The 21,691-nt window shown below is 46.5% G+C and carries 20 protein-coding genes and 1 pseudogene; 14 read left to right on the forward strand and 7 right to left on the reverse strand.

Annotation, left to right across the window (positions count from 1 at the left end; genetic code table 11):
* Positions 1-79: 79 nt before the first annotated feature.
* The 10 genes from DQN52_RS06015 (at position 80) to recG (ending at position 10,723) form a co-directional block, all read left to right on the forward strand.
* Positions 80-424: a DMT family protein gene (locus DQN52_RS06015; RefSeq protein ID WP_003785859.1), complete on the forward strand. Its 345-nt coding sequence runs from the start codon at positions 80-82 to the stop codon at positions 422-424.
* Positions 425-463: 39 nt separating this feature from the next.
* Positions 464-1,306, forward strand: a complete 843-nt coding sequence (locus DQN52_RS06020; RefSeq protein ID WP_003785860.1) for a DUF1294 domain-containing protein — start codon at positions 464-466, stop codon at positions 1,304-1,306.
* 84 nt (positions 1,307-1,390) lie between these two features.
* Positions 1,391-1,684 carry a type II toxin-antitoxin system TacA family antitoxin gene (locus DQN52_RS06025; RefSeq protein WP_003785861.1) on the forward strand — a complete coding sequence of 98 codons (294 nt, stop codon included), beginning with the start codon at positions 1,391-1,393 and terminating at the stop codon, positions 1,682-1,684.
* The gene (locus DQN52_RS06030) at positions 1,675-2,190 is read left to right on the forward strand and encodes a GNAT family N-acetyltransferase (RefSeq protein WP_003785862.1); all 516 of its coding nucleotides are present in this window, start codon (positions 1,675-1,677) and stop codon (positions 2,188-2,190) included. Before DQN52_RS06025 ends, DQN52_RS06030 begins: the two co-directional genes overlap by 10 nt.
* Positions 2,191-2,221: 31 nt before the next feature.
* A complete protein-coding gene (locus DQN52_RS06035; protein WP_003785863.1) occupies positions 2,222-4,489 on the forward strand; it encodes a Tex family protein in 2,268 nt (755 codons plus the stop codon).
* A 74-nt stretch (positions 4,490-4,563) separates the two neighbouring features.
* A complete protein-coding gene (locus DQN52_RS06040) occupies positions 4,564-5,136 on the forward strand; it encodes an aminodeoxychorismate/anthranilate synthase component II (protein WP_003785864.1) in 573 nt (190 codons plus the stop codon).
* Positions 5,130-6,143 carry a dTDP-glucose 4,6-dehydratase gene (gene rfbB / locus DQN52_RS06045; RefSeq protein ID WP_050792390.1) on the forward strand — a complete coding sequence of 338 codons (1,014 nt, stop codon included), beginning with the start codon at positions 5,130-5,132 and terminating at the stop codon, positions 6,141-6,143. The genes DQN52_RS06040 and rfbB overlap by 7 nt, the downstream gene beginning before the upstream one ends.
* 169 nt (positions 6,144-6,312) lie before the next feature.
* Entirely contained in the window at positions 6,313-7,143 is an 831-nt protein-coding gene (locus DQN52_RS06050; RefSeq protein ID WP_197712483.1) for a DDE-type integrase/transposase/recombinase, read from the forward strand.
* 514 nt (positions 7,144-7,657) lie between these two features.
* Complete coding sequence (ppk2, locus tag DQN52_RS06055; RefSeq protein WP_003785866.1) at positions 7,658-8,575, forward strand: polyphosphate kinase 2; 918 nt, start codon at positions 7,658-7,660, stop codon at positions 8,573-8,575.
* A 105-nt stretch (positions 8,576-8,680) separates the two neighbouring features.
* A complete protein-coding gene (recG, locus tag DQN52_RS06060; protein WP_003785867.1) occupies positions 8,681-10,723 on the forward strand; it encodes an ATP-dependent DNA helicase RecG in 2,043 nt (680 codons plus the stop codon).
* Between the two features lie 176 nt (positions 10,724-10,899).
* Here the strand turns inward: recG and rdgB are convergent, their stop codons facing one another.
* The 4 genes from rdgB to dapC all read right to left on the reverse strand — a co-directional run bounded on the left by rdgB (position 10,900) and on the right by dapC (position 14,624).
* Complete coding sequence (gene rdgB, locus DQN52_RS06065; protein WP_003785869.1) at positions 10,900-11,496, reverse strand: RdgB/HAM1 family non-canonical purine NTP pyrophosphatase; 597 nt, start codon at positions 11,494-11,496, stop codon at positions 10,900-10,902.
* Between the two features lie 51 nt (positions 11,497-11,547).
* The gene (locus DQN52_RS06070) at positions 11,548-11,985 is read right to left on the reverse strand and encodes a DMP19 family protein (RefSeq protein ID WP_003785871.1); all 438 of its coding nucleotides are present in this window, start codon (positions 11,983-11,985) and stop codon (positions 11,548-11,550) included.
* Positions 11,986-12,328: 343 nt separating this feature from the next.
* Positions 12,329-13,159, reverse strand: coding sequence for a DDE-type integrase/transposase/recombinase (locus tag DQN52_RS06075; RefSeq protein WP_197712483.1), 831 nt, complete (start codon positions 13,157-13,159; stop codon positions 12,329-12,331).
* Positions 13,160-13,445: 286 nt separating this feature from the next.
* Positions 13,446-14,624 carry a succinyldiaminopimelate transaminase gene (gene dapC / locus DQN52_RS06080; RefSeq protein WP_003785873.1) on the reverse strand — a complete coding sequence of 393 codons (1,179 nt, stop codon included), beginning with the start codon at positions 14,622-14,624 and terminating at the stop codon, positions 13,446-13,448.
* Positions 14,625-14,727: 103 nt separating this feature from the next.
* Between dapC and DQN52_RS06085 the strand changes: the two genes are divergently transcribed.
* A complete protein-coding gene (locus DQN52_RS06085) occupies positions 14,728-15,906 on the forward strand; it encodes a sugar transporter (protein WP_003785876.1) in 1,179 nt (392 codons plus the stop codon).
* Between the two features lie 160 nt (positions 15,907-16,066).
* Here the strand turns inward: DQN52_RS06085 and DQN52_RS11590 are convergent.
* Positions 16,067-16,665, reverse strand: a pseudogene (locus DQN52_RS11590) (IS5 family transposase).
* A 163-nt stretch (positions 16,666-16,828) separates the two neighbouring features.
* Between DQN52_RS11590 and DQN52_RS06095 the strand changes: the two are divergent.
* Both DQN52_RS06095 and DQN52_RS11665 read left to right on the forward strand, forming a co-directional pair.
* A complete protein-coding gene (locus DQN52_RS06095) occupies positions 16,829-17,752 on the forward strand; it encodes a bifunctional helix-turn-helix transcriptional regulator/GNAT family N-acetyltransferase (RefSeq protein ID WP_003785879.1) in 924 nt (307 codons plus the stop codon).
* A gap of 191 nt (positions 17,753-17,943) precedes the next feature.
* Positions 17,944-18,213, forward strand: coding sequence for a transposase (locus tag DQN52_RS11665; RefSeq protein WP_003785881.1), 270 nt, complete (start codon positions 17,944-17,946; stop codon positions 18,211-18,213).
* A gap of 136 nt (positions 18,214-18,349) precedes the next feature.
* On the opposite strand, the gene gltX is transcribed toward DQN52_RS11665, so the two are convergent.
* Positions 18,350-19,744, reverse strand: a complete 1,395-nt coding sequence (gene gltX, locus DQN52_RS06105) for a glutamate--tRNA ligase (RefSeq protein WP_003789835.1) — start codon at positions 19,742-19,744, stop codon at positions 18,350-18,352.
* Positions 19,745-19,831: 87 nt separating this feature from the next.
* Positions 19,832-20,947, reverse strand: coding sequence for a tRNA guanosine(34) transglycosylase Tgt (tgt, locus tag DQN52_RS06110; RefSeq protein ID WP_003785886.1), 1,116 nt, complete (start codon positions 20,945-20,947; stop codon positions 19,832-19,834).
* Between the two features lie 334 nt (positions 20,948-21,281).
* Here tgt and DQN52_RS06115 point away from each other — a divergent pair, with 334 nt between their 5' ends.
* A complete protein-coding gene (locus DQN52_RS06115) occupies positions 21,282-21,569 on the forward strand; it encodes a co-chaperone GroES (protein WP_003785887.1) in 288 nt (95 codons plus the stop codon).
* Positions 21,570-21,691 lie beyond the last annotated feature (122 nt).

Genomic DNA, 21,691 nt, shown 5'->3' on the forward strand with positions numbered 1-21,691 from the left:
ATATAAGTAAAACAAAGTGCAGGCTGCTTTTGCTCTTTTTGTTTACAAAGCAGCCTGCACTTAGACTAGGGATTGAATCATGCATTGGTTAATCGTGATTTTATTGCTAACACTATCCAACTTGCTGATGACGTTTGCGTGGTATTGGCACATCAAGCTTGACGCGACACCAATGCCGATTTGGCAGATTGTGTTGATTAGTTGGGCGATTGCGTTAGTGGAATATTGCTTTGCCGTGCCAGCCAATCATTTTGGCAGCAAATGGGGGATTGCACCGTTCCAGCTCAAAATTTTGCACGAAGTGATTTCGCTGACCGTGTTTTCTCTGTTTGCCGTTTGGTATTTGAATGAAGGGTTTAAGCTGAATTATTTGCTCAGTTTCGTGTGTATTTTGGGTGCGGTTTATTTTGCGTTTAGGAAGTGAGTGCAGGCTGCTCTGAACAGGAAATTTTAGGAAAAAACAATGACACCACAAAGATTCAAAGGAAAAATCAAATCATGGAATGCAGAATGCGCATTTGGTTTTATTGAAACGACCGACAAGAAACAAGTTTTCTTTCACATTGACGCGCTTCAATCGCCACAAATTAAACCGATTGTTGGCGAAACTGTACAACTACTTGCTGTGCAAAATGAAAAAGGTTGGAAAGCAACTGCTGTTAGTTCGCCCGAGCGCAAAGCCAAAGCGCAACCAAAACACATCGACCAATTCACACAAGGCAAAATCATCAAATGGGACGATGACCGCGGTTTCGGTTTTATTCAAATTCCCAATATGAAAGAGCAAATTTTCTTTCATGCAAACGATTTATCACTCAATCAAGGCAAATTTCGTCCACAAGAGGGCGAAGCGGTGTTGGTTAAAGCCAAGCACGATGGCAAGCGTTGGACGGCAACGGTGGTTACATCGGGTAAACGCCAATTAGCCGAACGCAAAATTAACCAACGTGAAGAATCGCTTCATTCGCGTGCCAGCATTGCCATGGTGTGCAGCCTGCTTTGGTTAGGCATTGTGGCGTTTAGATTGCCCAAATTGGCTGCGATTTATGCAGGGCTATCGTTGGCGCTGTATTTGATGTATCAAAAAGACAAAAATGCTGCCAACGCAGGCGAATGGCGCGTACCCGAAGATAATTTGCATATGTTTGCCTTGGTTGGCGGCTGGTGTGGCGGTTTAATCGCACGATACCAATTTAATCACAAAACAACCAAGCAAGAATTTGTTACAACATTTTGGATAACCGTAATTGCCAATATAGGTGCAACGATTTATTTTATGCCCGAATTGACGGCATGGCTGAAATGATAGTGCAGGCTGCTTTGAAATAAAAAGTACGGAAATAAGCCGTACTTTTGCTATAATCGTGCTACACAACATAGGAGAACCCAAATGCAAGCCGAATTAAAAATGGATAGTCGCATTGATATGAAAATTGATAGCGAAACTAAAATGTTAGCCGAACGTGCCGCCGCAGCGTGTGGGCAAAGTTTAAGCGCGTATTTGTATAGCCTAATCCGTCAAAACGCGCCCAAAGTGCTGGAAGAACAGCAAAAAATCCAATTAAGTAACCAGCAATACAACGCTTTCATAGCAGCCTGCGAACAAGCCGAAAATTGGCGATTACCTGAAAAACTCATCAGCGAAATTCAATCCATGGATAACGAGTTTCCAAAATGGCGTTAAGCATTGAATTATTGGACAAATCGCAACACAATTCGCGCACGTTTGATTGTGGCAAAGACGGCATGAATGTGTTTATCCGTCAGTTTGCCGTCAAAAATCAAAAATTAGGCATTAGCCGAACTTGGGTGTTTGCCGATTCAGGCAGCTTGAAAAAGGAAATTGCGGCGTATTTCACACTTGCCATGCAAACGGTTGAGCCAAGTGATTTGCACAGCGATGAAAAATTGCCAAATTATCCCACGCCTGTGGTTTTATTAGCGCGAATCGCCGTAGATAAACGCTTTCAAGGGCAAGGTTTAGGAAAACGCGCTTTGTTGGCAGCATTGGCAAAAGCCTTGCAAGCGAGCGAACAGGGGTTGCCAGCGTTTGCCGTTGTGCTAGATGTGTTGGACGATGATGCGCTTCAATTTTATCAATCCTTTGATTTTTTTCAGCCTTTTGGCGATGAAACGCATAAATTATTTGTACCAATGAAAGCAGTCAAACAATTATTTCAGGTAGCCTGAAAACTTTTTTTTAACGAAAGTTAGTAACCGAATGAACATCAACCAAATCATCGCCACCGAACTTGGCGCACAAGAAAACCAAATTTCCGCAGCCATTGAATTATTAGACGAAGGCGCAACCGTCCCCTTTATCGCGCGATACCGCAAAGAAGCGACAGGCGGATTGGACGACACGCAACTGCGCACGCTTGCCGAGCGTTTGCAATACCTGCGCGAATTGCTAGACCGCAAAGCCACCGTACTCAAAAGCATTGAAGAACAAGGCAAACTTACGCCCGAATTGCAGGCTGCCATTGACCAATGCGACAACAAAACCGCGCTGGAAGACCTGTATTTGCCGTACAAACCGAAACGCCGCACCAAAGCACAAATTGCGCGTGAAAACGGTTTGCAAGATTTGGCGGACGCGATTTTCAGGCAGCCTGAAAACGACCCCGAAACCCTTGCTGCACCTTTTATCAATGAGCAAGTACCTGATATTAAAGCTGCTTTGGACGGCGCACGAGCGATTTTGATTGAGCAATTCGCCGAAGATGCGGAATTGATTGGCGCGTTGCGTGAAAAATTGTGGAACGAAGCACAAGTTCACGCGCAAGTGATTGCAGGCAAAGAAGAAAGCGGCGAAAAATTCAAAGATTATTTTGATTACCGCGAGCCAATTCGCGCCATGCCAAGTCATCGCGCTTTGGCAGTTTTGCGTGGGCGCAACGAAGAAATTTTGACTGTTTCGCTGAAATATCAGCCCGATGAAACGCCAATTACCGAGCAATCGGATTACGAGAAAATCATCGTTAATCATTTCCAAATTGCCAATGAAAATAAATGGTTGCGCGATACAGTTCGCCTGACGTGGAAAGCGAAAATTTTTCTGTCGCTGGAATTGGAAGCGTTTTCCAAATTGAAAGAATTGGCGGACACGGACGCGATTACCGTTTTTGCGAAAAATCTCAAAGATTTGCTGCTGGCTGCCCCTGCTGGGCGTTTGCCGACTTTGGGTTTAGACCCAGGCTATCGCAACGGCGTGAAATGTGCGGTGGTGGACGATACGGGTAAATTGGTGGATACCGTCATCGTGTATTTGCACCAAGAAAACAAAATGTTATCCGATTTAACGCGTCTGATTAAACAGCACAATGTCAAACTGATTGCGATTGGCAACGGCACGGCAAGCCGCGAAACGGACAAAATTGCGGGCGAAATTGTCAAAATGCTGCCTGAAAATGGGTTGCATAAAATTGTCGTCTCCGAAGCGGGTGCGTCTATTTATTCCGCGTCTGAATTGGCGGCGGCGGAGTTCCCCGATTTGGACGTGTCGTTGCGTGGCGCGGTTTCCATTGCGCGCCGTTTGCAAGACCCGTTGGCGGAACTTGTGAAAATTGACCCGAAATCCATTGGCGTGGGTCAGTATCAGCACGATGTGAACCAGTCGCAGTTGGCGAAATCGTTGGACGCGGTGGTGGAAGATTGCGTGAACGCGGTGGGTGTGGACGTGAATACGGCTTCTGCGCCGTTGTTGGCACGAATTTCGGGTTTAAATCAAACGCTTGCGAAAAATATCGTGGCGTATCGTGATGAAAATGGCGCGTTTAAATCGCGCAAAGCGTTGATGAAAGTGCCGCGTTTGGGCGCGAAAACCTTTGAGCAAGCGGCTGGTTTTTTGCGGATTAATGGCGGTACTGAACCGTTGGACGCGAGCGCGGTTCACCCCGAAGCGTATTCGGTGGTTGAAAAAATGTTGGCACAACAAGGCATTAGCGCGGCGGAATTGATTGGCAACCGCGAAAAAGTATCGCAAATCAAAGCGACTGATTTTATTGATGAACGCTTTGGTTTGCCGACCATTATGGATATTTTGGCGGAATTGGAAAAACCTGCGCGAGACCCACGCGGTGAATTTAAAATGGCGAGTTTTACCGAAGGTGTGAACGAAATCAGCGATTTAGAAGTTGGCATGATTTTGGAAGGTGTGGTGTCCAACGTAGCGAATTTTGGTGCGTTTGTGGATATTGGCGTACATCAGGACGGTTTGGTGCATATTTCTATGCTGTCCAATAAATTTGTGGCTGACCCACGTGATGTGGTGAAAGCGGGTGATGTGGTGAAAGTGAAAGTGCTGGAAGTCGATGCGGCGCGTAAACGGATTGCGCTGACGATGCGTTTGGAAGATGAAAAGCAGCCTGCAAAAACCGTAACCCAAACCGAAAAACGCCACGACAAACCCAGAAACAGCAAACCGCAGCGCGAAAAACAACCGACTAATTCGGCAATGGCAGATGCGTTTGCGAAATTGAAACGCTAACAAAGTGCAGGCTGCTTTGAAATAACAAAAAAAGCAGCCTGCAATCATCTAAATCATAAAAGGTTCATTCAAAAATGCTTTTGTTCATAGACAACTACGACAGTTTTACCTACAACATCGTGCAATATTTGGCGCAACTGGGGCAAGATGTGCGCGTGTATTGCAACGATGAAATCACGCTCGCCGAAATCGAACAGCTCAATCCGCAATATTTGCTCATCGGGCCGGGTCCTTGTACGCCAAAAGAAGCAGGCATTTCGGTTGCCGCCATGCAGCATTTTGCAGGCAAAATCCCGATTTTGGGCGTGTGTTTGGGGCATCAAACCATTGGCGAAGCGTTTGGCGGACAAGTGGTTCGCGCCAAAACGCTGATGCACGGCAAAACTTCGCCCGTTTATCATCATGGCACAGGCGTGTTCAAAGACCTGCCCAACCCCGTGGTTTGTACGCGCTATCACAGCTTGGTAGTGGACAAAGCCACCTTGCCCGAACATTTGCTGGTTACGGCGTGGACAGAAGACGGCGAAATCATGGGCTTACGTCATCGCGATTACCCGATTGAAGGCGTGCAATTCCACCCCGAAGGCTTGCTCACCGAATACGGACACGAAATGCTGCGTAACTTTTTAGACGAATTCGCATCATGAAAATCCTGATAACAGGCGGAGCAGGTTTTATTGGCTCTGCCGTGGTGCGCCATATCATCACGCACACCCAAGACAGCGTAGTCAATGTGGACAAGCTGACCTATGCAGGCAATTTGGCAAACATCGCCAGCGTGGTGCACAGTTCGCGTTATGCGTTTGAGCAAGTGGACATCATCAACCGCGCCGAGCTAGACCGCGTGTTTGCCCAACATCAGCCCGATGCCGTGATGCACCTTGCCGCCGAAAGCCATGTGGACAACAGTATTCACAGCGCAGGCGAATTTATTCAAACCAATATCGTTGGCACGTTTACGTTGCTTGAAGCTGCGCGGCATTATTGGCAACAAAAGCAGCCTGCACAACGCGCCGCCTTTCGTTTTCATCACATTTCCACCGATGAAGTGTATGGCGATTTGCCCGACACCGCCGCGCTGTTTACCGAAACCACGCCCTACGCGCCCAGCAGCCCCTATTCCGCTAGCAAAGCCAGCAGCGACCACTTGGTTCGCGCATGGCATCGCACCTATGGTTTGCCGACCATTATCACGAATTGTTCCAACAATTACGGCAGCCATCAATTTCCCGAAAAACTCATACCGCTCACGATTTTGAATGCGCTATCGGGCAAGCCCATTCCCATTTATGGCAACGGCTTGCAAGTGCGCGATTGGCTGTTTGTGGACGACCATGCTCGCGCCCTGCATCAAGTCATCACACAAGGCAAAGTGGGCGAAAGCTACAATATTGGCGGCAACAGCGAGCAAACCAATCTGGCGGTGGTGCAAACCATTTGCGCTTTATTGGAACAATTCGCGCCCAATAAACCGCACGGCGTAGCACGTTATGCCGATTTAATCACACACGTTGCCGACCGCGCAGGGCACGATGTCCGCTATGCGATTGATACGCAAAAAATCCAGCGCGAACTCGGTTGGCAAGCGCAAGAGACGTTTACAACAGGTATTCGCAAAACGGTGGAATGGTATTTGACGCAGTTTTCACCATAAGCAAATCTACTCCCTCTCCCAAAGGAGAGGGAACAAAATGGGTACAACCTGATAACATAGTTTACATCACAACCCGAAGACATCGTTTACATTCCATTCAGTAAACCCTCATCAACATACCAACATGAATGATGAAAGTAGCACAATGCCTTGGAATAAAACGAATATCATGCAACAACGTACCCTGTTTATCAAAGCATGGCTCACCAGACGTTACACCAAAGTGGAGCTTTGCAAGCAATTTAACATCAGTCGCCCAACCGCTGATAAATGGATTAAACACCATGAGCAGGTGGGATTTGATGGACTAGCAGAATACTCTCGCCGACCTCTGCATAGCCCCAATGCCACACCACAATGGATTTGCGAATGGCTCATTGCTGAGAAACTCAAGCGTCCCGATTGGGGTGCAAAGAAACTGTTAGATTTATTTGCACGTACCTTTCCAGAACAGCATAAACCAGCAGATAGCACAGGCGATTTAATCCTCGCTCGTGCAGATTTGGTGCAACCGCGTAAACGTCGCCGTAGAGTCAGTGCCGATACACAGCCTTTTAACGATTGCATTGCAGCCAATAGCACTTGGAGCGTCGATTTCAAAGGTCAGTTTGAGTTAGGAAATCACACATTGTGTTATCCCTTAACCGTAACAGACAATTTCAGTCGTTATCTATTGCTGTGCCAAGGTTTAAGCAGTACTCGCAGCTCTCCAGTCATCGCTCATTTTGAGCGGCTGTTTGAAGAATTTGGCTTACCTTGGGCAATCCGTTCTGATAATAGCGCACCTTTTGCCTCAACTGCATTGGGTGGCATTAGCCGATTATCAAAATGGTGGATTGATTTGGGTATTCGCCCCGAACGAATTAAACCAGCACACCCAGAGCAAAATGGGCGACATGCGTTCACGAATACAATCATGAACGTTCTCACGAAGGGATTGACCGTCAAACACCTGCGCAATGCTACACACACTCGACACGTTTATATACGGGCAAGATAGAGCCTTATGATTACGGCGATGGTGTTCATCTGCGCCAAGTAAAAGGCAGTGGTGAAATTAAATGGCAAGGTAAAACTTACTATTTAAGCCAAGTGTTAGCGCATGAGGCAGTAGCCTTTGTTCCTTATGCTGATGGTGTTTGGCATATTTTTTATCGTTTCCATTTTCTCGGTCAGTTTGATGAGCGGGAAGGGAAGTTACAACCTGCAATGAACTGGCATGCTAAACCTTGAAGGTGTAAACGATGTCCTTAGGGAAAAATGTAAACTATGTTTATGTTGCACAGGAGATTGCTATCACTCAAAGTCTTGTCGTGTACCAAAAGCGCAGTGGAATCGGTATTGCTAAAATACAAAAGCAGCCTGCACTGTTCATCAAACAAAAAGTGCAGGCTGCTTTTTGTTGTTTTTTGTTGATTTAATGTAAATAAACTGTTTATCTTTTACACAAATTTGTAAAAAAATACTAAAATAACCCTACAAATTTTTTCAACTCTAAACAGAAGGACACAAGCATGAGCGATAAGCAACTCCAACCTTTTGAAAAAATTGATTTGAGCGAGCAACAAAGCAGCCTGCAACTCTTTGAAGAAATGGTCATGAAATATCAAGGCTCTGTGAGCAAAGAAGACAGCGATTCCGCCCCTTTGCCAGCCGACTATCCCTACAAAGAGCGCATGAGTCGTCGCACCTACGAAAAAGAGAAGAAAAAATTACAAATTGAATTGCTCAAAGTGCAAAGCTGGGTCAAAGAAAGCGGACAGCGCATTGTCGGCTTGTTTGAAGGACGCGATGCAGCGGGCAAAGGTGGCACAATCAAACGTTATATGGAACACCTAAACCCACGCGGCGCACGAGTAGTCGCGCTGGAAAAACCCACCGAAACCGAACGCGGACAATGGTATTTCCAACGCTATATTCAAAACTTGCCCACCGCAGGCGAAATCGTATTTTTTGACCGCTCGTGGTACAACCGCGCAGGCGTGGAGCGTGTCATGGGTTTTTGCGAACCGCACGAATACTTGCTATTTATGCGCCAAGCACCCGAATTGGAACGAATGCTGGTGGCAAGCGGTATCCATTTGTTTAAATTCTGGTTTTCTGTGTCTCGTGAAGAACAGTTGCGCCGTTTTGTATCGCGCTACTCCGACCCACTGAAACATTGGAAATTGTCGCCTGTGGACGTGCAATCGTTAGACCGCTGGGACGCATACACCGAAGCGAAAAACGCGATGTTCTTCCACACGCATACCAAAGATGCGCCGTGGATTATCATTAAATCAGACGACAAAAAACGCGCTCGCTTGAACTGTATTCGCTATTTCTTGCACCAGCTGGATTATCCGAACAAAGACGTGAAAGCGATTGGCAAAGTTGACCCATTGATTGTGATGCAACCTGATATGAATTCGGTGGCGCAAGAGGGCGGTTAAGTCCATTAAAACATCGCAAAATACAAAAAAGCAGCCTGCACTTTAAATCAACAGAAAATGCAGGCTGCTTTATAATTTCGCCATTATTCAAACCATCATTCCATCATGCAAGCCGACATCCGCCAAAAACTCAAATTAACCGACAACGCCGCCACCAAGCTCGCCAAACTGCATTTGCATACCGCGTGGGATTTGGCGTTGCATTTGCCCTTGCGCTACGAAGACGAAACCCAAGTTGTGCCGATTGCCGCCGCGCCCATTGGCGAATCGTGCCAAGTGGAAGGCGTTGTTTTGCATCAAGAAGTGCAGTTCAAACCGCGCAAACAGCTCATCGTCCAAATTCAAGACGAATCGGGTTCGGTGCTGAATTTGCGTTTTATTCATTTTTACCCCAATCATCAAAAACAATTGGCGCAGGGGCAAACGGTTCGGGCGTTGGGCGAAATCAAGCGCGGTTATTATGGCGATGAAATGATACACCCAAAAATTAAATCGCCCGAAAAATCCGATTTAGCACAATTACTTACGCCTATTTACCCAACCACAAACGGGTTAAATCAACCCACATTGCGAAAAGTGGTGCAAACCGCTTTGGAAACGGTGGATTTATCAGAAATTTTGCCCGATAACTATTTGAAAAAATACCAACTTATTCCGTTGGCGCAAAGTTTGCGGACGTTGCACAATCCGCCGCCCGATTGGTCTTTGAGTATGCTGACCAATGGTGCGCTGCCTGAGTGGCGGCGTTTGAAATTTGATGAATTGTTGGCGCAACAGCTTTCCATGCGATTGGCGCGACAACGGCGACGTGCTGGCAATGCGCGAGCATTAGTATCAACTGGAAAATTATCCGAAAAATTATTGAGTTATCTGCCATTTGATTTGACCAGGGCGCAGAAAAAAGTCTGTGCTGAAATCCGCGAAGATTTGGCAAAACCTGTGCCGATGCACCGTTTGTTGCAGGGCGATGTAGGCAGTGGCAAAACGATTGTGGCGGCGTTGTCGGCTTTGATGGCGTTGGAGTCAGACGGCGTTCAGGTGGCGATTATGGCACCCACTGAAATTTTGGCAGAACAACATTTTATTAAATTTAAACAATGGTTTGAGCCGTTAGGAATCAGCGTTGCGTGGCTTTCAGGCAGCCTGAAAAAGAAAGAAAAAGACCAAGCCAAAGCTGCATTGGCGGACGGACGCATTCGCGTGGCGGTCGGGACACACGCTTTATTCCAAGATGATGTTTTATTTCATGATTTGGCGTTGGTGATTGTTGATGAACAGCACCGTTTTGGGGTGGCGCAGCGTTTGGCATTGAAAAATAAGGGCAGTGATGTGCATCAGTTGATGATGTCGGCGACCCCGATTCCGCGCACTTTGGCGATGAGTTTTTTTGCGGATTTGGACGTGTCGTCTATTGATGAATTGCCGCCCAATCGTACACCCATTAAAACCAAATTAGTTAATAATTTACGCCGTTCCGAAGTGGAAGGTTTTGTGTTGAACACTTGCCAAAAAGGGCAGCAGGCGTATTGGGTGTGTCCGCTTATTGAAGAAAGCGAAGTTTTGCAGCTACAAACCGTAACCGACACGCTGGCGGAATTGCAGGCTGCTTTGCCGCAACTCAAAATTGGTTTGGTGCATGGGCGCATGAAAGCGGCGGAAAAAGCGGCGGTTATGGCGGAATTTATTTCAGGCAGCCTGAATGTTTTGGTGGCGACAACCGTGATTGAAGTTGGCGTGGACGTGCCAAATGCGAGTTTGATGGTCATTGAACATGCGGAACGCATGGGTTTGGCGCAGTTACATCAGTTGCGCGGACGGGTAGGGCGTGGTGCGGCGGCGAGTACTTGCGTTTTGCTGTTTGCTGAACCGCTTGGACAGATTAGCAAAGCGCGTTTGAAAGTGATTTACGAGAACACAGACGGTTTTGAAATTGCGCGACAAGATTTGGAAATTCGCGGGCCTGGCGAATTTTTGGGCGCGAGACAAAGCGGTGCACCGATGTTGCGGTTTGCGGATTTGCAAGAAGATTTGCCGTTGTTGGAAGCGGCGCGAGAAGTGGCGGCGGATTTGGTGGCGCATCGCCCTGATGTGGTGGCGAAACATTTGGAGCGGTGGTTGGGCAGCCGTGAAGGGTTTTTGGCGGCGTAAAAGGGCAGGGCGGCGTTGCGCTCAATTAGAGATTTGGATAAAGGGCAAAGTAGCCTGCACTTTTATAGTGAATTAAATTCGAACCAGCACTGCGTTGCCAGCGCCTTTATGTACTAGGTGTGCACGGCGGTTGCTGTCGCCTTGTTCTGATTTGAATTTAATCCACTATATCTATATTACAAAGCAGCCTGCATTTTTCGCACTAACTCACTCATTGCTTGTGCGCGGTGGCTTATCGCGTTTTTTTGTTCAGGCGACAGTTGCGCTGCTGTGCAAGTCAAATCGGGCAAATAAAAATGTGGGTCATAGCCAAAACCATGTTCGCCAGCGGCTTGTGCTTGCCATTGTCCGTGCCAAATGCCTTCGGCGATAATCGGCTGTGGGTCATCGGCGTGGCGCACGAACACCAGCACGCAAACGTAGTAACACGATTTATCGGCTTGATTGGCAAGTAAATCGGACACTTTTTGATTGTTTGCCGCATCGGATTTGGGGTTATCGCCAGCAAATCGGGCGGACAACACTCCAGGTGCGCCGTTTAACGCTGCCACGCAAATGCCGCTGTCGTCTGCCAGTGCAGGCTGCTTGCTGTGTTGCGCGGCGTGTCGGGCTTTGGCTAGGGCGTTTTCTACAAATGTATGATGCGGTTCGGGACATTCGGGAATGTCAAAAGCAGCCTGCGGTGTGATTTGAATACCCAGTTGCGAAAACAGTGCGCTAAATTCGCGCACTTTGCCTGCGTTGTTGCTGGCTAAAACGATTTGTTGGAACATGGTGTAACCTATTCATTGACGTTTTTGTTGGGTCTAGACCCAGCTTACGGTTTACAAAATAAATTTACTTGAATTGGTGGCAACGTATTCGCACGCTATTTGCCAATCGTCATCAACGCAATCGTAATAGGCTGCGTCTAGCCCTTCAAAATCGGCAAATTGCTGGCGTAGGGTTTCTACTTCTGCGCCATCGCTGGCGAGTTGTTCAATTTGTTCGCCATATTTTTGATACAGCGTTTTGGCTTGTTCCAGCACTTTGGGAATGGCTTTAATGCGCCAATGCCGTAAGCTGTCGGCAACGGGGTTGAGCAGCACATATTCACCAAAACCTGTGGCAATTAGCTGCACAAAGCCGCCTTCTTGCACTTGCGCGTCCAAATAGCACAGGGCAAGCAGCGTGTGTTGTTCATCGTTGAGCGATTCTGCGCCCTGCTCGTCTAGTCTGTCCCAATATTGGGTGGATAGTTCAAATAAATCTTCTGGTTTCATATTTTTTCCTTATAAAGCAGCCTGCACAAAGTCATGCGATAACTGCAAATCCACTCCCTGTGCAACATAAACATAGTTTACATTTTTCCCTAAGGACATCGTTTACACCTTCAAGGTTTAGCATGCCAGTTCATTGCAGGTTGTAACTTCCCTTCCCGCTCATCAAACTGACCGAGAAAATGGAAACGATAAAAAATATGCCAAACACCATCAGCATAAGGAACAAAGGCTACTGCCTCATGCGCTAACACTTGGCTTAAATAGTAAGTTTTACCTTGCCATTTAATTTCACCACTGCCTTTTACTTGGCGCAGATGAACACCATCGCCGTAATCATAAGGCTCTATCTTGCCCGTATATAAACGTGTCGAGTGTGTGTAGCATTGCGCAGGTGTTTGACGGTCAATCCCTTCGTGAGAACGTTCATGATTGTATTCGTGAACGCATGTCGCCCATTTTGCTCTGGGTGTGCTGGTTTAATTCGTTCGGGGCGAATACCCAAATCAATCCACCATTTTGATAATCGGCTAATGCCACCCAATGCAGTTGAGGCAAAAGGTGCGCTATTATCAGAACGGATTGCCCAAGGTAAGCCAAATTCTTCAAACAGCCGCTCAAAATGAGCGATGACTGGAGAGCTGCGAGTACTGCTTAAACCTTGGCACAGCAATAGATAACGACTGAAATTGTCTGTTACGGTTAAGGGATAACACAATGTGTGATTTCCTAACTCAAACTGACCTTTGAAATCGACGCTCCAAGTGCTATTGGCTGCAATGCAATCGTTAAAAGGCTGTGTATCGGCACTGACTCTACGGCGACGTTTACGCGGTTGCACCAAATCTGCACGAGCGAGGATTAAATCGCCTGTGCTATCTGCTGGTTTATGCTGTTCTGGAAAGGTACGTGCAAATAAATCTAACAGTTTCTTTGCACCCCAATCGGGACGCTTGAGTTTCTCAGCAATGAGCCATTCGCAAATCCATTGTGGTGTGGCATTGGGGCTATGCAGAGGTCGGCGAGAGTATTCTGCTAGTCCATCAAATCCCACCTGCTCATGGTGTTTAATCCATTTATCAGCGGTTGGGCGACTGATGTTAAATTGCTTGCAAAGCTCCACTTTGGTGTAACGTCTGGTGAGCCATGCTTTGATAAACAGGGTACGTTGTTGCATGATATTCGTTTTATTCCAAGGCATTGTGCTACTTTCATCATTCATGTTGGTATGTTGATGAGGGTTTACTGAATGGAATGTAAACGATGTCTTCGGGTTGTGATGTAAACTATGTTATCAGGTTGTACCCATTTTGTTCCCTCTCCTTTGGGAGAGGGTTAGGGAGAGGGAAAGGCGTTTCACATTAGTAAGTTAGTTTAATGCGACGATTTTTCCCTCTCCCCAGCCCTCTCCCAAAGGGGAGGGAGTTAGATTGTCGCAACACTAAAAGCAGCCTGCACTTTTTCTATTTATACCAAGCCACAATGCGCTGTGCTGCTTCCACGCATTTTTCCAATTCATCAACCAACGCAATCCGCACAAAACCTTTGCCGGGGTTGCCGTTTGGCGTATCACGCGCAAAGAATCGCCCAGGTAAAACCTGCACCGCCGTTGCGCGATACAATTCTTGCGTAAATTTCAAATCATCGCCATCAGGGATTTGCAGCCAAATATAAAACGACGCATCAGGCAAACGCACATCAAATTTTTGGCGCAAAATCGGCAACACGCGGTCAAATTTCGCTTGATATTGGGCGCGATTTTCCGCAACGTGCGCTTCATCGTCCCACGCCGCAATGCTGGCGCGTTGCACAGGTAAACTCATCGCGCTGCCGTGATACGTGCGATACAGCAAAAACGCTTTCAGCAAATCCGCGTCGCCTGCCACAAATCCCGAACGCAAACCTGGTACATTTGAGCGTTTAGACAAACTGGTAAACATGACAATTTTGTCAAAACCGCGCCCCAATTCCGCCGCCGCTTGTAGGCAGCCAAGCGGTTTTTTGCCGTCAAAATAAATTTCCGAATAGCATTCATCAGACGCAATCACAAAACCATATTTATCTTGAAAATCAAAAAGCTGCTGCCAATCATCGCGTGTCAAAACGCTGCCAGTCGGATTGTCAGGCGAACACACAAACACCAATTTGCAACGCGCCCAATGCTCATCGGAAACGCTTGTCCAATCAGGCAAAAAGCGCGGCGCAGTCGTATTCGCGAACACAATTTCGCCACCGCCGAGCAAAGTCGCGCCTTCGTAAATTTGGTAAAACGGATTGGGGCTAACAATCACAGGATTTTCCTGTTCATTCAACACCACTTGCACAAACGAAAACAGGGCTTCACGGCTGCCGAGTACGGGCAGAATTTCCGTTTCAGGATTGAGCGTTAAGCCATCATAACGGCGTTTCAGCCAGCCTGCACACGCTTGGCGCAATTCAGGCAGTCCAAGCGTGAGCGGATATTTTGCTAATTCGTCCAACGAATTAACCAGTGCGTCTTTGATGATTTGCGGCGTTGGGTGTTTCGGTTCACCAATGTAAAGCGGAATTTCGCGCAAATCGGCTGGCGGTGTAATGCCTTGCATGGCTTCGCGTAGTCGGGCGAATGGGTAGGGTTGCAGTTGGTTTAAATGTGGATTCATGCTGATGTCTTTCGTGAAAAATAGGGCGATTATGCCACAAAGCGTAAGCCAATTGAGAGTGCAGGCTGCTATAATCCACCTTTTGTCTGTTGCGTAAAAAAATATGACTGCTTATTCCGAAAAACGCGCTTATTGGCAAGTGCTTACCTTCGCTTTTGCCGCGTTTGTGTTCAACACCACCGAATTTATCCCCGTTGCCTTGCTGTCGGACATTGGCAAAAGTTTCGCCATGCCTGTTGCCGATGCTGGCTTGATGATAACGGTGTATGCGTGGGTCGTGTCGCTGCTGTCGTTGCCGTGCATGCTGCTCACCGCCAAAATTGAACGCAAAAAATTATTGATGATTTTGTTCACGATTTTTATCTTTGGGCATATCGTGTCGGTGGTGGCGTGGAATTTTGGCTACTTACTGGCAGGGCGAATTGTGATTGCGTTGGCGCATTCGGTGTTTTGGGCGATTACGTCTGCACTCGTTATGCGCGTTGCACCTAAAGGCAAAAAGCAAATGGCGTTGGCATGGTTGTCTATGGGCAGCTCGCTCGCCACCATTTTGGGTTTGCCGATTGGGCGCACCATTGGTCAGGCGTTGGGTTGGCGCACCACATTTGGCGTGATTGGCTTGTTGGCGTTGGTGTTGATGGTAATGATGGCGCGACTGTTGCCCAAATTGCCCAGTGAAAACGCAGGCAGCCTGCACAGTTTGCCCATGCTCGCCAAACGTCCTTTGTTGGTCGCTTTGTACGCGCTCACCGTGTTGAGCGTTACCGCGCACTTTACCACATATAGCTACATTGAACCGTTTATGCGTCAAATCGCCCATTTAAGCGACAGCACCACCACTTTGATTTTGCTGGTATTTGGCGCATCGGGTTTGTTTGCCAGTTGGCTGTTTGGGCGATTGCACAAATTGCGCCCCAACACTTTTTTGTGGACATCTGCCCTGATTTTGCTCGCTTCGTTGTTGAGCGTGCACCTTGTTAGCCAATCGCAAACCGCCTTGTTTATCCAAATCTTTTTATGGGGAACAGGCATGGCAGGTTTGTATTTGTGCCTGATTATGCGCGTACTCAACTATGCGCCTGACGCTACCGATGTCGCCACCGCGATTTATTCGGGTATTTTTAATATTGGCATTGGCGGCGGCGCATTGCTTGGCGGTGTGGTGATGCAGCGATACGGTTTGCATTATGTTGGTTATGTGGGCGCGGTGTTTGCTATTGTGGGCATGATGATTTTTGCGTATGTACAACGCAAACACGGTAAAGTGCAGGCTGCTTTGTAAGTTGTAGGGTGGGATTTATCCCAGACCTGACAAGTTTTAAATAATAGCCACAATACGGTCAATGCGATTCGCAAAACGAGCTAACCATGGTTTCCAAGATTTGTAACCGTAAAGCCGTACTATGTTTAACACTAAACTAAAAACCTGTATTCACAAACAACTATTTGATAAATTTTAATATTTGTGAAATATACCCTAGTTTAACAAAATTTTCAGCAGATAAATTCGTCTGCTCAAAATCTTTTGCTAAACGTCGAGACCAACCTAACTATGCAAACGTTCGTTCTACAATCCAACGTTTGGGCAGAATATGCCAAGAAATATCTTGAATTCTCTTTGAAATCTCAACAGTTAAACCCAATTGCTCTGATATATGTCGCTTACGGCCTTTGATTTTTTTACCTCCATCAAAACCTTTATCATGTGCGCTAGAAGCTGTTTTGACACTTTGTGAATCAATAATGGCATAAGTTGGCATCGCTTGTTTTTGATGGATTAAACGTTTTTTTGAACCAATGCCAAAAGAATTCTATCCCATAAGCCTGATTGATTGGCTCTGCGATAGAAACTCCATACGGTTGAATAAGGTGGAAAATCATTGGGCAGCATACGCCATTGGCAACCTGTTTTGGTGATGTACAAAACGGCATTCACTAATTGACGTTTATCCCATTTGTAGTGGCGTAGCTGGTTAAAATGTGGCTCAATCGCTTGCCATTGGGCATCTGTTAAGTCTGTTGGGTAGGATTTTTTAGTCATAAAGATATTTTATCATTTTTGTGAATACAGGTTCTTATTTTTGAGAACAAAGCGCGGTCGGTTTTTCAAAAATTTCCAACGTTAATTAGTTTAGATTATAAACTTGTTTAACAAGCCCACACATTTCTCATATAGTTACATTTCTAAACTATATGGAGAAAAGATGATGACCCAAACCGAATTTTTACCGCTGTTTCGCCGTTTTAACCGTTTTTATGCCAACTTGCTGGCACGGTTTGCCAGCGATTTTTACAACGCCGAACTGACCCTGAACGAAGCCAATGTGCTGACCGAAATCCAGCAAACGCCCGACATCACGGCGCAGCAGATTTGCCAGTCGCTTTCAATGAACAAGGGACAGCTCAGTGTGGTGCTGAAAAAATTTGAGGTGGCAGGCTGGCTGGAAAAAACGCCTGACGAGGCGGACAAACGGTCGTTTAAAATCAGACTGACGGCGCAGGGCGAGGCGGCGTTTGTGTCGCAACGGGCACGCACCGACCGACTGCTTGCCGCCGAATTGGACGGTTTGCCCGAGGCGCAGATTGTGCTGCTTGCTGAAGCCGCCGCCGATTTTGAGCAGATTTACCGCCGTGCGCCGCAGTTGGCGGTTGTGGAGGGCGGTGTGCGGGACATTGGGTTTATCGCCGATTTGCACAGCAAAATTTATACGGATATGGGCTACCGTCCCGAGTTTCAGCCCTATGTGTTGGAGGCGTTGTCGGCGTTTGTAAAGAATGGGGTAAAGGGCAAAATCTGGCTGGCGATGCTGGGCGACAAGCGTATTGGCACGGTAAGCCTGATTCAACACAGCGAGGAGGAATGGCAACTGCGCTGGTTCGCCACCGACAGTCGTTATCAGGGATTGGGCGCAGGCAAAAAATTGATGAATACGTTGATGGCGTTTGTGCGCCAATCGGGCATTCAACGGGTTACACTCGGCACAGTCAGCGACTTGAGCGCAGCCCGTGAACTCTACCGCTGCCACGGCTTTCGGCTGGTGAGCGAAACGGTGAATACGGAATGGAAAGCGGAAGCGATTACGGAAGAGACTTGGGTTTGGGAAGCTGATTATAGTAAACCAAAATAGAAAATCTACGGCGTTGGCTCGTCTTGCCGTATTACTCATACTGTCTGAAACCTTTGCAAAACCTAAAAATTAACCTAAATCTCGTCATTCCCACGAATACGGGAATCCAATAGCAAAATTTAGATAATTGATTTTATTTGATTGATTAAAAATCTATTTAAGATTGAAAATGGATTACCGCCTATGCGGTAATGACGACGGATAGTTTTGCAAAGGTTTCAGGTTATCGGAATACATTTGAGCGTGAAGTATCAGAGAAATTGGGTTTAACTGTTCAGATTTCAAAGAAAATTCAAGATATTTCTTGGCATATTCTGCCCAAACGTTGGATTGTAGAACGAACATTTGCATGGTTAGGTTGGTCTCGACGTTTAGCAAAAGATTTTGAGCAGACGAATTTATCTGCTGAAAATTTTGTTAAACTAGGGTATATTTCACAAATATTAAAATTTATCAAATAGTTGTTTGTGAATACAGGTTCTAAATTTAATTCACTATAAATTATGCCTTTTTATTTACGATTATTTTTTGATGATGCAAAGCAGCCTGCGCTTTTTGTTTACTTAAAGTGCAGGCTGCTTTTTGTTTATTGAATGATTACCCGCGAATGCGTTTCAACACTTCATCTTTACCCAGCAATGCTAATACCGCATCTACGCTAGGCGTTTTCGCTGTGCCGCACACCGCCAAACGCAACGGCATACCCAATTTACCCATTTTGATGTTTTCTTCATCGCAAAATGGTTTGAACAAATCGTGAATGCTCTCGGCTGTCCAAGTGTCTAATTGCGCCAATTTGTCGGCGAAACGCTGCATACGCGCTGGGGCTTCTTCGTCCCAATGTTTTGCTACGTCCGCTTCGGCTGGTGTGGCTTTTTGGTAGAAGTAGGCGCATTCGGTCGCCAACGCATTCAAATCTTGAGCGCGGTCTTTGACTAATGCAATCACGTCCGCCAATTTCAGGCTGCCTGAAACTTCTACGCCTTGTTTTTGCAAACGTGGCAAGGTCAATTCAGCCAATTTTTCGTTGTCGGTTGCTTTGATGTGTTCCGCGTTAATCCACAACAATTTTTTGCTGTCCATGCGACTAGGACTGGCTGAAACGGCATTCAATTCAAACCACTCAACAAATTGATTCATATTGAAAAATTCATCATCGCCATGCGCCCAACCCAAACGTGCCAAGTAATTCAACAAGGCTTCAGGCAGGATTCCCATGTCTTCGTATTCGGTAATGGCTACGGTGTCGCCGCTACGTTTGGAAATTTTCTTGCCTTGCTCGTTTAAAATCATGGGTAAATGCGCATATTTGGGGATTTTTGCGCCCAACGCTTTGAAAATATTGATTTGTTTTGGCGTGTTGTTCACATGGTCGTCGCCGCGAATAACGTGGGTAATACTCATGTCAAAATCGTCCACGACTACGCAGAAATTGTAAGTCGGTGTGCCGTCCGCACGCGCAATAATCAAATCGTCCAACGCGGAATTGGGAATGCTGATTTCGCCTTTTACCAAATCATTCCAAACAGTTACGCCGTCCAATGGATTTTTGAAACGAATCACAGGTTCAACGCCAGCAGGAATTTCAGGCAGCGTTTTACCTGCTTCGGGTCGCCAACGTCTGTCGTAAGTGGCTGTGCCTTCTCGTTCGGCTTTTTCGCGCATTTGAGCCAATTCTTCTTTGCTGCAATAGCATGGGTAGGCGTGTCCTTGTTCCACTAATTGTTTAATCAATTCTTTGTAGCGCGGAAAATTTTGCGTTTGGTAAATAATGTTATTGGCATTGTCGGCATGTAAGCCTACCCAATCCATGCCTTTTAAAATGATTTCAACGGATTCTTTGGTTGAGCGTTCCAAATCGGTGTCTTCAATACGCAACAAAAATTCGCCGCCGTGATGTTTGGCAAACGCCCATGAATACAAGGCAGTACGCACACCGCCGATGTGTAAATAACCAGTCGGGCTGGGTGCAAAACGGGTTTTAATCGTCATGATGATTCTTTCTTTATTTGTCATAAAAATAGGCGCGTATTGTACTGTTTTTCGCGATAAAAAGCAGCCTGCACTTTACTTAATCATTCAATCCGTACCACGCGCACGATTTGCACGGAATTGCGCTTGCCAATCGGCAAATTTTCCTTGCTCAATCGCTTCACGCATTTCCGCCATAATCACTTGATAAAAATGCAAATTGTGAATCGTGTTCAGTTGTGCGCCCAGCATCTCTTTGGCTCTATCCAAATGATGCAAATACGAACGGCTGAAATTTTGACAAGTATAACAAGTGCAGCTTTCGTCCAGCGGACGCTTATCAAAACGATGCTTGGCATTGCGGATTTTCAAATCGCCAAATCGCGTAAACAACCAGCCATTTCGCGCATTTCGCGTTGGCATCACACAGTCAAACATATCCACACCGTGCGCCACACCATACACCAAATCTTCGGGCGTACCCACGCCCATCAAATAATGCGGTTTGTTTGCGGGCAACATCGGTGCGAGTGCACGGAGCATACGATACATTTCAGGCTTCGGCTCGCCCACCGATAAGCCACCAATCGCAATCCCCTTGAAGCCAATTTCTTCCAAACCGCGCAATGATTTTTCGCGCAAATCTTCGTACATCGCCCCCTGAATAATGCCAAACAACGCATTTGGGTTTTTCAAATCTTCAAACGCTTTTTTACTACGCTCCGCCCAGCGCAACGACATTTCCAACGATTTATTCGCCTGCGCGTGCGTCGCTTCCCCTGGGGTGCATTCGTCCAACTGCATCACAATGTCCGAATTCAAAACCGTTTGAATTTTCATAGAAATTTCGGGCGACAAGAACAATTTATCGCCGTTAATTGGGCTTTTGAACGTGCAGCCATCTTCGGTCAATTTACGCAATTCCGACAACGAAAACACCTGAAAACCGCCCGAATCGGTCAAAATCGGCTTATTCCAGCCAATAAAATCGTGCAAACCACCAAATTCTTCAATCACTTCCAAGCCAGGGCGCAGCCACAAATGATAAGTATTGCCCAAAATAATTTGGGCCTTAATATCGTGCAAACCTTGCGGCGTCATAGACTTAACCGAGCCCACCGTGCCAACAGGCATAAACACAGGCGTTTCAATTTTGCCGTGATTCAATTCCAACGTACCACGTCGCGCGTAGCCATCGGTTTTGTGCAGAGTAAAATTCAACATATCTTTTCCAATCAAATAGTTTAGGCAGCCACAACAGATTGGCTGCCTACAAAAAATAATGCGTGATTATAGCGGTTTTTGTCGCGGTTTAATCAATAATTATCACGCTGTTATAGTCAGAGCGTGGCGTTGCGCCGCCATACCCACGCTTTTGCCGTTCTTCGTCTCACCGTAAATTGTAATAAATCCGCTTTAAATTAAATTATTTACAACAAAAATCACACAAAAAAGCAGCCTGCAACTTGAATTTCGTGCAGGCTGCCTTTATTTAGCTAACCGTTGCAGTTAAGGCTGCATTATTCTTTTTTTCACACAACTTAATCGGAGCAAAAACATGGTTATCCGTCCTTTACATGATCGCGTTGTCATCAAACGCTTGGAAGCAGAAGAAAAAACATCATCAGGTATTATTTTAGCCCCATCAGCAACCGAAAAACCCGACATGGGCGAAGTGATTGCGGTTGGCGCAGGCAAATTGGGTCGCGATGGCAACCGCCGCGCTTTGGATGTAAAAGTCGGCGACAAAGTGATTTTCGGCAAATATTCAGGTCAAACCGTGAAAGCGGACGGCGTGGAATGGTTGGTAATGCGCGAAGAAGATATTTTCGGGATTGTGGAATAATTTTTTAGGCAGTCTGAAAAGATAAACCTCGTCATTACCGCGTAGGCGGTAATCCAACGTTGAGTTCAAGCAATATATATTGATACAGCTCAACGCAGGAATGGCGATTGAGAATTTTCAGG

Origin of the sequence: Kingella kingae, assembly GCF_900475905.1 — a bacterium.
In the GTDB taxonomy this organism is placed as follows: domain Bacteria; phylum Pseudomonadota; class Gammaproteobacteria; order Burkholderiales; family Neisseriaceae; genus Kingella; species Kingella kingae.